Source organism: Comamonas sp. Y33R10-2 (assembly GCF_019355935.1).
Lineage (GTDB): Bacteria > Pseudomonadota > Gammaproteobacteria > Burkholderiales > Burkholderiaceae_C > Comamonas.
In genome coordinates this window covers 1493218-1506451 of the sequence record NZ_CP079925.1, presented here as the reverse complement: position 1 = coordinate 1506451, position 13234 = coordinate 1493218, and the positions used below count along the sequence as shown (strand labels likewise).

At 55.4% G+C, this 13234-nt stretch carries 11 protein-coding genes and 1 pseudogene; 8 read left to right on the top strand and 4 right to left on the bottom strand.

Annotated features, from left to right (window positions below):
- Positions 1-231 precede the first annotated feature (231 nt).
- Entirely contained in the window at positions 232-783 is a 552-nt protein-coding gene (locus KUF54_RS06755; protein WP_219345878.1) for a TIGR02281 family clan AA aspartic protease, read from the bottom strand.
- Between the two features lie 147 nt (positions 784-930).
- Here KUF54_RS06755 and KUF54_RS06750 point away from each other — a divergent pair, with 147 nt between their 5' ends.
- Entirely contained in the window at positions 931-1698 is a 768-nt protein-coding gene (locus tag KUF54_RS06750; protein WP_219345877.1) for a DsbA family protein, read from the top strand.
- 158 nt (positions 1699-1856) lie between these two features.
- Here KUF54_RS06750 and icd read toward each other — a convergent pair whose 3' ends face one another.
- On the bottom strand, positions 1857-3131 hold the full coding sequence (gene icd, locus KUF54_RS06745; RefSeq protein WP_219345876.1) for an NADP-dependent isocitrate dehydrogenase: 1275 nt from the start codon (positions 3129-3131) through the stop codon (positions 1857-1859).
- A 305-nt stretch (positions 3132-3436) separates the two neighbouring features.
- Between icd and KUF54_RS06740 the strand changes: the two genes are divergently transcribed.
- Together KUF54_RS06740 and KUF54_RS06735 are read left to right on the top strand one after the other, a co-directional pair.
- Entirely contained in the window at positions 3437-3958 is a 522-nt protein-coding gene (locus KUF54_RS06740; protein ID WP_219345875.1) for a DUF192 domain-containing protein, read from the top strand.
- A gap of 32 nt (positions 3959-3990) precedes the next feature.
- A complete protein-coding gene (locus KUF54_RS06735) occupies positions 3991-4551 on the top strand; it encodes a hypothetical protein (protein WP_219345874.1) in 561 nt (186 codons plus the stop codon).
- A gap of 11 nt (positions 4552-4562) precedes the next feature.
- On the opposite strand, the gene KUF54_RS06730 is transcribed toward KUF54_RS06735, so the two are convergent.
- Complete coding sequence (locus tag KUF54_RS06730) at positions 4563-4829, bottom strand: CPCC family cysteine-rich protein (RefSeq protein ID WP_219345873.1); 267 nt, start codon at positions 4827-4829, stop codon at positions 4563-4565.
- Between the two features lie 184 nt (positions 4830-5013).
- Positions 5014-7245, bottom strand: a complete 2232-nt coding sequence (locus KUF54_RS06725; RefSeq protein ID WP_219345872.1) for an NADP-dependent isocitrate dehydrogenase — start codon at positions 7243-7245, stop codon at positions 5014-5016.
- A gap of 674 nt (positions 7246-7919) precedes the next feature.
- Between KUF54_RS06725 and KUF54_RS06720 the strand changes: the two genes are divergently transcribed.
- The 5 genes and pseudogenes from KUF54_RS06720 (at position 7920) to KUF54_RS06705 (ending at position 13153) form a co-directional block, all read left to right on the top strand.
- Positions 7920-8939 (top strand): D-2-hydroxyacid dehydrogenase family protein, encoded by a 1020-nt coding sequence (locus KUF54_RS06720; protein ID WP_219345871.1) that lies wholly within the window; start codon positions 7920-7922, stop codon positions 8937-8939.
- A gap of 752 nt (positions 8940-9691) precedes the next feature.
- Positions 9692-9847: pseudogene (locus KUF54_RS17395) on the top strand (zinc ribbon domain-containing protein); the annotation flags it as partial.
- Between the two features lie 150 nt (positions 9848-9997).
- The gene (locus KUF54_RS17390) at positions 9998-10534 is read left to right on the top strand and encodes a zinc ribbon domain-containing protein (protein WP_255576425.1); all 537 of its coding nucleotides are present in this window, start codon (positions 9998-10000) and stop codon (positions 10532-10534) included.
- A gap of 5 nt (positions 10535-10539) precedes the next feature.
- Positions 10540-11208 carry a hypothetical protein gene (locus tag KUF54_RS06710; RefSeq protein ID WP_219345869.1) on the top strand — a complete coding sequence of 223 codons (669 nt, stop codon included), beginning with the start codon at positions 10540-10542 and terminating at the stop codon, positions 11206-11208.
- A gap of 79 nt (positions 11209-11287) precedes the next feature.
- Complete coding sequence (locus KUF54_RS06705; RefSeq protein WP_255576347.1) at positions 11288-13153, top strand: zinc ribbon domain-containing protein; 1866 nt, start codon at positions 11288-11290, stop codon at positions 13151-13153.
- Positions 13154-13234: the final 81 nt, after the last annotated feature.

The window sequence follows — 13234 nt, the reverse complement described above, 5'->3', positions numbered from 1 at the left end:
GGAACATGTCTTTCACTCATGAGCATGGCGGGCGCACCAGCCGCTGCGAATCTTGTAAATCCGCTGCGCAGCACGCCTGTTCTGTTTGCCGGTTGGCAAAACCCTCGACTTTAATGCAGTCAGACAGGGCTTACAGCAAAAAAACCAGTACCCATGCTGCGAAAGCCTGCTGAGAATCGTTAAAGGACGCGGATTAAAGGCCTAGATTCGCGGCCCACATTAACGCCCTCATTAACGCCCCACATTGCGCGGGCGCAGCAGCATTTCATCACCGCTCATCTGCACATCAAAAAAACGCAGAAAGTTCTGTCCTAACAGTGCGTCGTCGCTGTCATCGCCGGTGTATCCCGTGCCCACGCGCACGCCGCTCACGCGCAAACTGGCAACGCGCACCTCATCGGCCACCACAATTCGGCCATCTCGATCGCCGTTGGCAGTGCGAAAGCGCACTTTCTCGCCGCCTTGCAGCCCTGCTTTTGCAGCGAGCACATCGGTCACGCTGACCGATGAGGCTCCGGTATCCACCAAAAAACTCACGGGCTGGTTGTTGACATAACCTTTAACGCGAAAGTGCCCATCCATGTCCCGCTCAATGCGCACTGTGCCGTCGGCCATTACCTTGGCCTGTGCAGGCTTCAAAAAATGCTGCATGGCCAGATACATCACCCCCAAGGCCACCAGCCAGAACAGCAAAAACAAAAACGTGCTGCGCCGGGCAACAGATTGCGGCGTGGGCTCAGACTTTTGGGGCGAACGCGGTGGCGGCGTAGCATTCATGCGCATGGCGACAAATTAAGGCTGATGAAGAAGCGGCCATTTTGCCGTGATAACGCTCAGGGTCTTCAGGCAAATGAAACCTATGGAGCAGCCCCAGCGTCTACATTGAGGCCCGTTTGTAATTTTGCGGGCCTTTTGAGGCCTCATCCACACATGACTACATCCACGGCTCCCGCCACCTTGGTGCTGCACTATATTTTTGATCCCCTCTGCGGCTGGTGCTACGCCGCAGCCCCACTGGTCAAAGCCGCGCGCGAGGTGCCCGGCATTCAGGTGCAATGGCATGCAGGAGGCATGTTGACTGGCGATCACACCCGCACCATCACGGCAGACTGGCGCGAAAAAGTCATGCCAAGCGACCAGCGCATTGCCGAAATGACTGGCCAGCCCTTTGGTGACGACTACTTCAACGGCCTGCTCAACGACATCGGCGCGCCACTCGACTCCGAGCCACCCACCACCGCCCTGCTAGCTGCTGAAGCGCTCTCAGGCCAAGGTCTGGAAATGCTGACAGCCCAGCAAAAAGCCCATTACGTGGACGGCCGCCGCATTAGCGATCCGGCAGTACTGCGCGAGCTGGCCGCAAGCATTGGCCTAGACAGCGCCGCCTTTGACGCCGCCTACGCCGAGCAAAGCGGCGCAGCAACCCATGCCCATATTGCCGACAGCCGCCAGTGGCTGGGCATGGTGCAAGGTCAGGGCTTCCCCACTCTGGCGCTGGAGTTTGACCACCCCGAACAACCCGGCCAGCGCGCCGTGCAGCGCCTTGAACTGGGCGAATGGCTGGGCGATGTAGAAGGCTGGAAACTGCAACTGGCGGAATGGGTAGAGCAAATCGCAGCCCTCAACCCACAGCAAGCCGGTGACAGCAACACCGACCCCAGCTGCGGCCCCGATGGCTGCGAGCTGCCCCAGCGTTAAAAACATCAATTCAAAATACAAAAACAGCCCTAAACGGGCTGTTTTGTTAACGGCGCTCGCACTGGACACACTCCAAGCCAGAGACACCAAGGAAGCGCCTCCGAGCACCGAGGGTGTCGTCCCCCTTCAGGGGGGAAGGCGCGCAGCGCCTCAGGGGGTCAGTCCATCAATGAAATGACCACATCCCCAAACTTCGAGCAGGAAACCTGTGTCGCGCCATCCATCAGGCGAGCGAAGTCATAGGTCACATGCTTGCTCAGAATCGCTTTTTCCAGCGACTGCACGATCAGGTCTGCTGGCTCGCGCCAGCCCATGTGGCGCAGCATCATCTCGGCGCACAAAATCATGGAGCCGGGGTTCACATAATCCTTGCCCGCATAACGCGGCGCGGTGCCGTGCGTGGCCTCAAAGCAGGCAATCGTCTCCGACATATTGGCGCCAGGCGCAATGCCGATACCGCCCACCTGCGCGGCCAGCGCGTCAGAAATATAGTCGCCGTTCAGGTTTAGCGTAGCCACCACCGAATACTCTGCCGGACGCATCAAAATTTGCTGCAAGAAGGCGTCGGTGATTGAATCCTTGATGATGATGTCTTTGCCCGTATTAGGGTTCTTGATGCGGCACATGGGGCCGCCATCCATCAGCTCGGCACCAAACTCGCGCTGCGCCAGTGCGTAGCCCCAGTCACGGAAAGCGCCTTCCGTGAACTTCATGATGTTGCCCTTGTGAACCAGAGTCACGCTGGGGCGGTTGTGGTCAATCGCGTATTGAATCGCCTTGCGCACCAGGCGCTCCGTTCCTTCACGCGACACGGGCTTGATACCAATGCCTGACGTCTCGGGAAAGCGAATCTTGCTGGAGCCCAGTTCCTTGGCTAGAAAGTCGATCAGCTTTTTCACCTTCTCGCTACCCGCTGCGTACTCAATGCCCGCGTAAATGTCTTCCGAGTTCTCGCGGAAGATCACCATATTCGTCTTCTCAGGCTCCTTCAGCGGTGAAGGCACACCCTTGAAATACTGCACAGGGCGCAGGCAGACGTAGAGATCCAGTTCTTGGCGCAGCGCCACGTTCAACGAACGAATACCACCGCCCACAGGCGTGGTTAGCGGGCCTTTGATCGACACAGCATAGTCGCGCACGGCGGCCACGGTCTCTTCGGGCAGCCACACATCGGGGCCGTAGGTGCGCACGGCCTTCTCGCCCGCAAACACTTCCATCCACGCAATCTTGCGCTGGCTGCCGTAAACCTTTGCCACAGCCGCATCGACCACTTTGCGCATCACCGGCGTCACATCGACACCCACGCCATCACCCTCAATGAAAGGAATGATGGGCTGGTCCGGCACGTTCAATGTTTTGTCTGCATTGACGGTGATCTTTTCGCCCTGCGGCGGAACTTGAATGTGTTGATAGGTTTGCGGGCTCGTGCTCATACGGTCAAATCTCCTGATCTTGAATACTGTGCGGCTGCGCACCTTGCTGGTGCTTGTCTTGACCTGATTTTGGCATCTCTGCGCCTGCCTTCATCCATATCCGCCAAGGAATCTCATATCTGGTGCAAATCTGCTTCATAAAGCAGTGCTTGCAGTTCGCACTATGGCTTCGTCAATTAAGCGGCAAAATAAGATCACCGCACCCTGCGCTGCATCAAGCACCACATCAAGTAACCCGTGTGATGAACCGCCGTGAACATCGCCCCGCTTTAGTTGCTAACTCCCTGTCTGTCCATGCAAGGCTTATGAAGAACTCTCCTAGCAAGATCTCTCACCAAGACCTGCCCCAAAGCGTACGCGCCAAGTGGGTCGCCGTTGTCTCAACCGCCTTGCTGGCCTTTGCCAGCTTGGGCAGCATGACGCCCGCCATGGCTCGTGATGAAGGCCAGCCGCAGATGAACCTGCGCCGTATTGATTTGACCGCCGGCATGTTCCGCATCAACACGCAACTCGCCCAAACGCCCCAGCAGCGTGAGATCGGCCTCATGTTTCGCAAAGAAATGCCCCAACAAGAAGGCATGCTGTTCATCTTCGACGTGCCCGGCGTGCAGTGCTTTTGGATGCGCAACACTTTGCTGCCACTGACAGCTGCCTTTGTGGCCGACGATGGCACCATCGTCAACCTCGCCGACATGAAGCCCATGAGCGATGACTCCCACTGCTCGGCCAAGCCCGTGCGCTATGTGCTGGAGATGAATGTAGGTTGGTTTGCCAAACGCGGCATCAAAGCGGGTGCCAAACTAGGCGGAGAGCCGTTCAAACAATAGCTCACAGCTCAAGCCTAGCCACGAACGCTTTCATGCTGTATCGAGCACAACTACCTTCGGCGTTACAAACCATCGCCCCGACATTGCTGCGAAGTCTCGGCAGAGGCGAGGCTTTTGAGCCCTTCCCGGGGTTTACGGCCCAAGTCCAAGGCGAGTCGCTGCACGCGCCTTACCGTGTTTATTACGACGAGCAAAACCTACGGCAGTGCATTAAAAAAGCCTGTGGGCCCACGCAGTGGCTTGCGCTTTGCCTTGGCTGCTGTCATGCCAACGGCCATATGCGTGAAGCTTGCCTGCGCGAGCTTTTACAAACTGAGTCCGCATGCAACGAAGATTGGGTTGTGCCTTTTATCGTCAGGCTCAGCAGCGACTACGTGCACCAGATGGCAGAGCTTCTAGTCCAGCACATTTCCAGACTCAACCCACAAAGCTATGGACGTTTTGCCGCTGAGAACCCCGAATTCATCACCCTGCGCAAACAGCAAGTCGCCAGTTACTGGGACTGCTATCACCGCGCGCAGCATCCGCTTTTGCGCCAGCACCCGGGCATACGGTTTCTGCGCTGGATTGAACAAGCCCGAAGCGAACTTTAAAGCGGACGGACTCAGGCCTTGACCTGCCGCGCCCTGTAGCGCAGCCACAGACGCTCATCCGCATGCATCACATGTGCCAGCGACCGGGCATCGCAGGCCCCCAGTTCTAGAAAATTGCTCCGCCCCTCGCGCAGCGTCATACGGTTGGGGCCTGAACGCACATCGGGGCGGTCTATATCCAGCCCATCATCTTCCCAGAAGCAGACCTTGCAAATCTCATACTCGCCCCCCATGAACAAAGAGTAGTAATCACAGCAAGGGCATTGGTATCGCTTCATGCACAGTTCTTCGAATATTTGAATCAAACAAGGCTGTAATGCTTATTCATCAAACACATGCAGCTTCTCTTTATATAGCAAATACAAAAAATTCAGGCATGAAAAAGCCGGTGACCTTTTCAGGTTCACCGGCTCAGAGCTTCAGCAGGTCAAGCCAAGGCTCAACCCGCACTCATCGCGCTATTTAGGCGGCAGCAATGGCTGCGTTGAAAGTAGCGCTGGGGCGCATTACGGCGTCCAGCTTAGCCACGTCGGGCATGTAGTAGCCGCCGATGTCAGCTGGCTTGCCTTGCACGTCCTTCATCTCGCCAATAATCTTGGCTTCGTTATCGGTCAGTGCCTTAGCCAGAGTCGCGAACTTGGCAGCCAGTTCTGCGTCTTCGGTCTGAGCGGCCAGAGCCTGTGCCCAGTACTGAGCGACGTAGAACTGCGAGCCACGGTTGTCCAGCTCACCCGTGCGGCGCGAAGGCGACTTGTTCAGGTCCAGCAGCTTGCCAGTGGCTTCGTCCAAAGTCTTGGCCAGCAACTTGGCGCGGGCATTGTTTTCCTTGATGCCCAGCTCTTCGAAGGAAACTGCCAGCGCCAAGAACTCACCCAGCGAGTCCCAGCGCAGGTGGTTTTCTTCCACCAGTTGCTGCACATGCTTGGGAGCGGAGCCACCGGCACCGGTTTCGTACAGGCCACCACCCTCCATCAAAGGCACGATGGACAGCATCTTGGCCGAGGTACCCAGTTCCAGAATGGGGAACAAGTCGGTCAGGTAGTCGCGCAGGATGTTGCCGGTCACCGAGATGGTGTCCAGACCACGGGCCACGCGCTCCAGTGTGTAACGCATAGCGCGCACTTGGCTCATGATGTGGATTTCGAGACCGTTGGTGTCGTATTCCTTCAAGTAGGTTTGCACCTTCTTGATCAGCTCGGCTTCGTGGGGGCGGTATGCGTCCAACCAGAACACGGCAGGCATGCCGGAGTTACGGGCACGGGTCACGGCCAGCTTCACCCAGTCGCGGATAGGAGCATCCTTGACTTGGCACATGCGCCAGATGTCGCCCTCTTCCACGTTCTGGCTCATCAGCACTTCGCCAGTGGCGATGTCCACGATGTTGGCCACGCCAGCTTCGGCGATTTCAAACGTCTTGTCGTGCGAGCCATACTCTTCCGCCTTTTGCGCCATCAAGCCCACGTTAGGCACGGTGCCCATGGTCTTGGGGTCGAAGTTGCCGTGCCACTTGCAGAAGTTGATCACTTCTTGGTAGATACGGGCAAAGGTGGACTCAGGCATCACGGCTTTGCAGTCGTAAGGCTTGCCATCAGCCGCCCACATCTTGCCGCCGACGCGAATCATGGCGGGCATGGAGGCATCAACGATCACATCGTTAGGCGAGTGGAAGTTGGTGATGCCCTTAGCGGAGTCAACCATGGCCAGACGAGGACGATCTTCTTGACACTTGTGCAAGTCGCGCTCAATTTCTTCACGCTGAGTAGCAGGCAAAGTAGCGATCTTGTTGAACAGATCGGCCATACCGTTGTTCACGTTCACACCCAGCTGGTCAAACAGCTTGCCGTGCTTTTCGAAAGCTTCTTTGTAGAAAATGCGCACGCAGTGTCCAAACACGATGGGGTGGGACACCTTCATCATGGTGGCCTTGACGTGCAGCGAGAACAAAATGCCGGACTTCTTGCAGTCTTCGATTTCTTTTTCGTAGAAAGCGATCAGCGCCTTCTTGCTCATGAACATGGAGTCAATGACTTCCGCATCCTTCAGAGCAACCTTTTCCTTGAGCACGATGGACTTGCCGGAAGTGGTTTCCAGCACCATCTTCACGTTACGAGCCTTGTCCACAGTCATGGACTTTTCACCGTGGTAGAAGTCGCCTTCGTGCATGTGGGAGACATGGGTCTGTGACCACTGAGCCCACTCACCCATGGAATGCGGGTGCTTCTTGGCAAAGTTCTTCACCGCAGCGGGTGCGCGGCGGTCAGAGTTGCCTTCGCGCAGCACTGGATTCACGGCAGAGCCGGTGCACTTGCTGTAGCGTGCCTTAATGTCTTTTTCAGCATCGGTCGAAGGGCTGTCAGGGAAGTCTGGCAGGGCGTAACCCTTGGACTGCAGTTCCTTGATCGCGTCCTTCAACTGGCCAACGGATGCCGAAATATTTGGCAGCTTAATGATGTTGGCTTCAGGCTTTAGCGTCAGCTTGCCCAACTCAGCCAGGTTGTTAGGAGCGCGCTGCGCTTCGGTCAGAAAGTCAGGGAACTCACCCAAGATGCGGCCGGACAGCGAAATGTCGCTGGTTTCCACATTGATGCCAGCAGGTGCGGCGAAAGCACGAATTACGGGCAGGAACGCGCTGGTGGCCAGGCGAGGAGCCTCGTCAGTCAAGGTATAGATGATGGTGGGTTGCTGCGTACTCATCTCGTGTCTCAGGTTATGAAAAAAAGGGGGAGTGCCTAGGTCCAACAATTCGAGCTTACGCAATCGGGCCTGACACAGCGGGACGTCACTATCTTGGTGCAATGCGTTCCCTCAATTCAAAATTCTAAGCGCAACCGAGCTGTTTTTTTCAAGTCTTGTACAAGACTCAAGGGATTAGCTCTGCTTTCACAAGGCATTTTCATTGGGAAAACCGATTAAACCCTTTAATTCTCGCCATGTAAAAAATTTACAGCGCGAGCACATCTATTGGATCTGGTTCTATCAATGACGTGCAGCGACGATGACGAAGTTTTCTCAACCACCCTTTTGCTGGCAGCCACTTTTAGGTCCGCCTAGGCCTGCGTAAGAAGTCAATCGTTCCTCCATACCCATGATTGATTGACGCTCTCAACCAATGCCTTGTGCAGATCGTCAATATCTGCTTACATATGCTTGACAGCAAAGACGCTTTCAAGAACAACTTTTTCTTAACAAGCCGCAAAATACACATAATTTCTAAGTTACGTCGCTTGATAGCCTGCACATGGCAGGAGATGCAAGCACCGTTGTGCAATATAGGCTTTCGTTGAATGCCAAGTACTCAAGCACTCTCCATCAATTGATGAATACCATTTTTCATCAATTAATCAGCCACTTATGCAAGGATTTCAGTGGTGAACATTGTTATTTTGGACGACTACCAAGATGCAGTCCGTAAACTTGACTGCGCCAAGTTGCTGGACACCTTTAACGCCAAGGTCTACACCAACACGGTCAAGGGCGTAGGCCAACTTTCAGTACGCCTGCGTGATGCCGACGTCATCGTCTTGATTCGTGAGCGCACTCAGATTTCCCGCCAACTACTGGAAAAGTTGCCGCGCCTCAAACTCATTGCCCAGACGGGCAAAGCAGGCGCGCATATCGATGTGCAGGCATGCACCGAGCGTGGCGTGGCGATTGCTGAAGGCGTAGGCTCGCCTGTTGCACCAGCAGAGCTCACTTGGTCGCTAATCATGTGCGCCATGCGCCGCCTGCCGCAATATGTATCAAATCTCAAACATGGCGCATGGCAGCAGGCCGGACTCAAAGCTGCGTCCATGCCGGCCAATTTTGGGCTAGGGAATGTGCTGCGTGGTCGCATGCTGGGTATCTGGGGCTATGGGCGCATTGGCCAACTTGTAGCTGGCTATGGCAAAGCTTTTGGTATGAAAGTCTGCATCTGGGGCAGTGAGGCATCACGCAAAAAAGCACGAGCCGATGGTTTTCTGTCCGCAGCCAGCAAAGAAGCGTTTTTTGAACAATGTGATGTCATCACGCTTCACCTTCGCTTGCACGACGCCACACGTAATGCCGTGACCGCTGAAGATCTGGCGCGCATGAAGCCCACTGCGCTTTTCGTCAACACCTCGCGCGCTGAATTGGTGGAGCCAGATGCCCTGCTTTACGCATTAAACCGTGGACGCCCAGGGCTGGCCGCTATTGACGTTTTTGAGAGCGAGCCGATTTTGCAAGGCCATGCTTTGCTTCGATTAGAGAACTGTGTTTGCACGCCCCATATTGGCTATGTGGAGCAAGACAGCTATGAGATGTATTTCCGTGCGGCTTTTGAGAATGTTGTGAATTTTGCCAATGGTCACCCTACTAACATTCTGAATCCTGAAATTTTCAGCGGCCCGATTCGTATCAATCGTTAAAGAGCAATTCTATTAATTTAGATGCTTCAAAAGCTGGTCTCACGTTGATAGATTTAATGGGAAACGGTTTTCAAATGGGGGTTTAAAGGCATTCACTACGTTGGAGTGCAACGCCATGGCCGTCACAATTTTGCCTCCCCATAACGCCTCCATGAGGGATCAGAGTTAGCCATCACCCATCGCCGCATGGCTGTGTCTGCAGCGCTATTTCTGTCACTACAGTTGCAAGCGTTAACAACAACGTTTGACCGAGATAAATCTGCACGCCTTTTGCGGTTGAGGAAAAGACTGACACCTAAAATGGTTGAGCACCTATTCACGGAGCTGGAGTTTCGATAGTGATTTTTAAGTCTCATTCCCTTACGGTTATGCGGCATTGCCTGAGCAAATCAAGCCTGTCTCGACTTGCAACTTTCGCCTGAATCCAACACTTTTCAGGCTCTTAATTTCTTGATTCTCAAACGAAGAATTTATAAATATTCTTTGAAACATCACCAGCTTACCCACTCCCTTATTTTTAAAATCAAATCAAAGTGTTGAAATAAGGAAAGGCGTGGAGTGTCAGAAAATTGTCGCGCTCATTTTCATGCAAAGTTAAGATACAAATTGACAATGAAGATTGCGCAACCACTCAACCTCTAAGATCAACTCTTTAAAAGAGTTGGTTAATAAAAAATTATTCAGGGCTTGGGCAACGCTAAGAACTCAACTGAGCATCCAAGGCCCGCAACCCATTTCATCGATTGCAGACTATGAATTGTTCAGAATGCAGCAGTGCGCTGACGCCCAATGCCAAGTTTTGCAAAAGCTGCGGCGCTAGACAAAACTCATCGGCAGCGCCCACCGATCCCCTTGAAAAAGTCTGCGGCCAATGCCATGCGATCTGCAAACCCCGAGCTCGCTTTTGCCCTCGATGCGGGGCAGTATTTAATACGAGCTCAACGGTAGCACCTGCATATGCTGTGCCGCCCAGCCCTGCAATCGCGACATCAGCCGCGCAAGGAATGCCGGCCTCGACGACCTCCTTTACTGAGCCGACGCTGAATGGAGCAAAGGTCTTGCCCGCCCCATCGCCAGATACATCTGGAGTCATAGCGCATGACACATCGCCTGCCCCAGCCCACTCGCCCAACTTTCCGCAAGAGCCTGCGCAAAGCAGCAAATCATGGATTAAATGGGCGGCACTGGCTCTGATCATTGCGGCCATCGCAGGCGGCGTACTGATGGCAAACAAAATGAAGGCATTGAGCGGCGCCAACAGTGCACCTACTGCATCACAGGCAAACAAGGATGCTATGTCTCCTGAAGACAAGGCAAAGGCAGATGCTCTGGTAGGCCCGCAAGGCGGCAATACTGCATCAACTACAGATACCGTCGCCCCGCTCAATGATGCGTCCAGCGTCACCATTGCGCCAGCTGTCCAGACACCTTTTCCTGCGGTCAGCAACCCAACCCCTCAGCTGCCACCTCCATCGGTTGCATTGCCAGCCACAACTCCACCTTTACCTCAAGTGGCACCCAGCAAGCCTGCCCCAGCGAAGGTGCAACCCACCAAGAGTAATGCACCACCCTCGCTCAATGACCTGCTGGATTGAACCTCATGAAAATCGCCAAACTCACATTGATCGCCTGCGCCGCCATGATTGTCAGCGGCTGCGCCACCTTTGAAGAAGCATCAAGCTCGCTGAGCTGCATGCTCTCACGCGTGACCAACGCCGGTGACCCCAAATGCGCCACGGGCGGTGGATCCTCCGCGCCGGCAACCGCCATATCTGGTGGCCACGACGAGCGTTTCTCTCGATTACAAGCCGCACTGAATCAAGAAACGCAGCGGGCGCAAGGCATACAGACACAGGCTGTGCAAGCCATGCAAACGCTTCCCGTCAAGCAGCGCGCTGTTGCCGGCGCTGTTCTCACGCAATCTGTCTCCATTGCCGATGCCCAAAGCGGTAAGACGCTGCAGATGCGCGCTTTCTCATCGCTCAGTGTTGAAATGCCGCTGGCAGCCAAGGGACGCAAGGAATATACAGCTGCTATGGACCTGCTCAAAGAGCTGGCGAACGAGCTGGCCGACAACCGCGGCTCGTCAAGCATCGTGGTTGATCAATCCGATGCCGATGTCAAAGCTGGGCGTGTTAACACGGCTACCGGCACCACCCAATCCAAGGGCGGTAAACCTGTGACAGTCATCAAACGCATTGATGCCGGTGTGCCTAGCGGCGTTGAGCGCTACACCATCGAAGCTGGAGCGATTCGCGGCAAGCTTTAAACGCCGCCCATCGTTTGACACAGCACCTCTAGGCAATAGATCCATCCAATAGACAGGACACCAGATGAGAGAGCAATCCATGGGAGATATTCGTTTTGGCACCCTTGCCAGAGCCGCTGAGGGGCTGACTCAGTGGCGGCCACTGCTCATGAGCTTTTTGACACTGCTGGTTTTTAGCTTGCTTACCGGTCTTGGAGTGTTGATGGGCTCCAAAACCAATGCATTCTTTGCCAGCATCTTCATGCTCATCGCTTTTGTGGCGCTGCTGGCGGGCTCATCGGCTGTGGGCATCATGCTGATGGATCAGGCTAAAAATGAGCCCATTCGCTCTTTCACTGCGGCAGCTTCTGCCGGTTTACTCTGTTTACCAAAATTCATTTTGGTTGGCTTGATTGTGTTTGCTGCCACGCTGGCATACAGCCTTTTCGCAGCCATCATCTACTTTGTCTGCAAGATTCCGTTTCTCGGCGGCATCTTGGCCTTTGTGGCCCACCCTATTTTGGTTCTGGTCGCTGCTGCTTTGCTGATCGCTTTGATCTGGGTCATCGGCCCGCTGATGGGCCCTGCTCTGTGGAGCGGCCTATCCGTCAAGGCGGCTTTGGCCAATGTGCTGAGCATTGCTCGCAAGCGCCTGGTGGAAGTCGTGTTGATGGAAGTGGTGCTCTACATCATCCTCACGCTGATCTGCGTGATGCTGTTCGCAGGTTTGATGCCAGCGACCGTATCACTAACGGCCATGGCCATAGGTATTACCGCCGACGCCCGCAGCATGGGGGGATTTGGTGACTATGGCGGCTATGGTTACGGCGGCGGCATGTTTAGCAGCATGCAGGGCCTGTTGATGGGCAGCGGTGCAAGCACAGGCCTGGTCGCGGGTCTAGGCGTGCTGTTTGCCGTGGTTGGGGCTTTGCTCGCCCAAGTGGCCGTGATGGGAATGAACTTGATCTATCTGCAAGCCAGCGAAAGCGTGGACCCGGAGCAAGCACAAGACGCATTGAACAGCATGATGGGCGATGTGCGTAAAAAAGCCGAAGAAGCCAAGGTACACGCCAAGGCCGCTGCGGAGCGCACGATGGCGGCTGCAGAACGCGCCAAGCAAGCTGCATCAGAGCGCCTGCAAGAAGCCACTGCAAAAAACCCTCCGGCTGCGACCACAATTGATACCGTAGCCGATACCGCAGCGAATCCTGAACCCGCTAACCCAGCACCAGCGGCAAATGCTGCTAACGGTGCTGCTGCAGTTGCCGCTGCAGGCTTTGCCGCCACGGCATCAGCCCCCACCTTGGCAGATCGACAAGCACAAGACCGCGCAGCAGCCGCAGCGACTGCGCAAGCACAGGCACGCCAAGTCGCTGATGAAGAAGCTGCGAGACTGCGCACAGAAGCAGAAGTAGCCCGTGTCCATGCCGAAGCGCAGGCTGCCCATCTGAAGGCGCAAGAACAAGCGCAGGCCGAGGCACAGGCACAGGCACAGGCACAGGCACAGGCACAGGCACAGGCACAGGCACAGGCAAAGGCACAGGCACAGGCACAGGCCCAACTACAAGCTCAGCAAGCCCAAGCTGAGCGAGCAATCCGCGAACGCGCTGAAGCCCAAGCGGCTGAGGCAGCCCGTCAGCGCGCGCAATCCGAGGCCAATGAACGCGCAGCCGCCGCGCAAGCGACACAAGCTGCAGAAAAAGCCGCTGAAGAAGCCCGCGAGAAGGCCGATGCAGCACGCCGCGCAAGCGAGCTGCAAGCCCAGCGTGAAGCAGAGCAACGTGAGGCTGAGCGCCAAGAGGCCGCCGCTCGCGAAGCAGCCCGCGTCAAAGCTCAAGCGAAGGCTCAGGCAGAAGCTGAGGAAAAAGCCCGTCAAGCGCAGCTGTTGACTCATTGCCCAGTCTGCAAGACTTCCGTTGCGCCAGAGGATGTGTTTTGCGAGGAATGCGGCAATAAGCTGAAGTAACTTAGCAAACCAAAAAAGGCAGCCAGCATTGGATGGCTGCCTTTTTTATGCCCACCAAATGAACTAACTGGAACTTTGCTG

Bases quoted from the DNA above. Each gene is read 5' to 3' on its own strand.
- KUF54_RS06710 (WP_219345869.1), top strand. From the start codon at position 10,540: ATGAAAATCGCCAAACTCACATTGATCGCCTGCGCCGCCATGATTGTC.
- icd (WP_219345876.1), bottom strand. From the start codon at position 3,131: ATGAGCACGAGCCCGCAAACCTATCAACACATTCAAGTTCCGCCGCAG.
- KUF54_RS06705 (WP_255576347.1), top strand. From the start codon at position 11,288: ATGGGAGATATTCGTTTTGGCACCCTTGCCAGAGCCGCTGAGGGGCTG.
- KUF54_RS06725 (WP_219345872.1), bottom strand. From the start codon at position 7,245: ATGAGTACGCAGCAACCCACCATCATCTATACCTTGACTGACGAGGCT.
- KUF54_RS06735 (WP_219345874.1), top strand. From the start codon at position 3,991: ATGCTGTATCGAGCACAACTACCTTCGGCGTTACAAACCATCGCCCCG.
- KUF54_RS06750 (WP_219345877.1), top strand. From the start codon at position 931: ATGACTACATCCACGGCTCCCGCCACCTTGGTGCTGCACTATATTTTT.
- KUF54_RS06755 (WP_219345878.1), bottom strand. From the start codon at position 783: ATGCGCATGAATGCTACGCCGCCACCGCGTTCGCCCCAAAAGTCTGAG.
- KUF54_RS06730 (WP_219345873.1), bottom strand. From the start codon at position 4,829: ATGAAGCGATACCAATGCCCTTGCTGTGATTACTACTCTTTGTTCATG.
- KUF54_RS06740 (WP_219345875.1), top strand. From the start codon at position 3,437: ATGAAGAACTCTCCTAGCAAGATCTCTCACCAAGACCTGCCCCAAAGC.